Genomic DNA, 1,833 nt, shown 5'->3' on the forward strand with positions numbered 1-1,833 from the left:
GTATGTGCTAGCTCATGCTTATAGAAATCAGTCGCAAGCTTTTTAGTAAGGCCATTAAAATCATCAGACAAATTCAAAATGTCACCATTAATTTTTACACTGCCCTCTTTGTTTATTAGTTCGTCAGCTTGTTTTTTTGTGAGCGTAGAAACAAAAATTTCATACGATCCGTTTTCTGCATTAAAAGTAGCAAAAGAGTGGTTTAAATCAAGTTTTTCTATCTGTTCTTGGAGATCATATGAAAGTAGGGCAGGGTTAAAAACAAATGTGTTGATTGGCATTGCTTTTATTGCTGCATTGCTGACACGCCTATCTGCATTTATCGAAATGACCTGCTTAGCAATTTCTTTTGCTACTCCATCAAGTAAAATAAGCTCATTTCGGTTTTTAAATTGCTCGTTCATTGTTATAACTTCATTTTTGCTGTTATATTCTCGTCTTCAGTATTGGCTTGAAGTGCTGGCATCTGTGTTACCTGAGAATTTTTGATCTCTATGCTTGGCAGTGCCTGAAGCAAAAGATTTTGACTATCGTCCTCTATGTTGTTTTTGATACCATATTTTTTACAAATTTTATTAATTTCTGGTGCGAGTTTGTTCTTTAGAGCTTCATCAAACATCGCAATTTCGCTCATTTCAAACTCAGCTGGCAACCCTTCTATGCCTAAAATTTGTTCTGCATATCGTGAATAGTTATCTAAAATATCTTTTGGTGTTTCTGATTGATTGACTATATTAGTGATCAAGCGTGGATTTAATGTAGGAGATGACAAATAACCAGCTTTATATGCTGGCTCTTTATTGCCGTCATATTCTGGCATCATTAACTCACCACTTCGCTGCATTTCAAAAATCAGTCTTGCAAAATCAACTACTGCTTTACCAAAAGCCAACCTTGCGCTGCCATCTATCGTGATATTATCTAGCTCATTAAAGAGTTTTGAATTTACCCCTATTTTTGATACTGCTAAATTTTGGTATAGCTCGTCAAACGATATATTAAAAATTTTAATATTTTCAAAGCGATCAAGTGCTGCCTTGCTTACGTCTTGATTTATTTCATTGCCAGTGGCAAATACCTTAAATGTTTCTTTGCTTACTGAATAAGGCAAGGCCGAACTTAGCTCCAACTTGCTAAGAGCGTCATTTGCACGAATTTTATTAGCAACTTCTTCGCTAATTAATAAAAGTGGCACTGGGCTTTCTTTCATTGTGTTGATCTTTGTTTTTATGAAAGCAGAGCGATCTAAACTTTTTTTATTCTCGTCTTTTATTGATTTATCGAAGAATTGTTTTTCTACCGCATCGCTAGTAATTGATTTGAGAAAACAATTAGCCTGATAGTTATTAAGCTTATTTACATCTACTATTAAGCCCCCTTTATTATCCATCTCTATTGCTTCATCGTTACAAGTAAAGATACTATCGCATTTTTTGGCCACCTCAAAAATAAAGAAATTTCGTTCAACAACTTTATTGTCTTTTAGCCTAAAGGCTATATCTCGGGAGCTAACAGATAAAAAATCTCTTGCCATTGTCGCAGTAGCAACATAATTATTGTTTATGTCAGGCATTAAAAAGGCTTTGAAATTTGCAAAAAGTCTTTCATTGTCTGCAAGTTCATCAAAACCAATAGAAATCTTCTCTCCCAAGAACATATTTCTTTTGATTGCGCTAAGTAATGCACCATTTTCATAGCTAGTTTGCATCTCGCCAGTTTTTGGGTTTTGAGATAAGATCATACGTCCCATTAGATCTTCATAGTTTAACTCGTTGTTTATAGGGATAAATTCAAGCTTGAAGTTTTTTATACTCTTAGCTTGTTCTTCACTGA

At 34.4% G+C, this 1,833-nt stretch carries 2 protein-coding genes; both read right to left on the reverse strand.

The window, feature by feature from the left end; genetic code table 11:
• Positions 1-404: hypothetical protein (locus CYP28_RS05235; protein WP_141090913.1), on the reverse strand; the 404-nt coding region annotated here is incomplete at its 3' end.
• A gap of 2 nt (positions 405-406) precedes the next feature.
• Positions 407-1,833, reverse strand: a 1,427-nt coding sequence (locus CYP28_RS10325) for a hypothetical protein (RefSeq protein WP_181000424.1), incomplete at its 5' end; no start/stop codon positions are given.

It is taken from the genome of Campylobacter concisus, assembly GCF_002914195.1.
In the GTDB taxonomy this organism is placed as follows: Bacteria; Campylobacterota; Campylobacteria; order Campylobacterales; family Campylobacteraceae; genus Campylobacter_A; species Campylobacter_A concisus_M.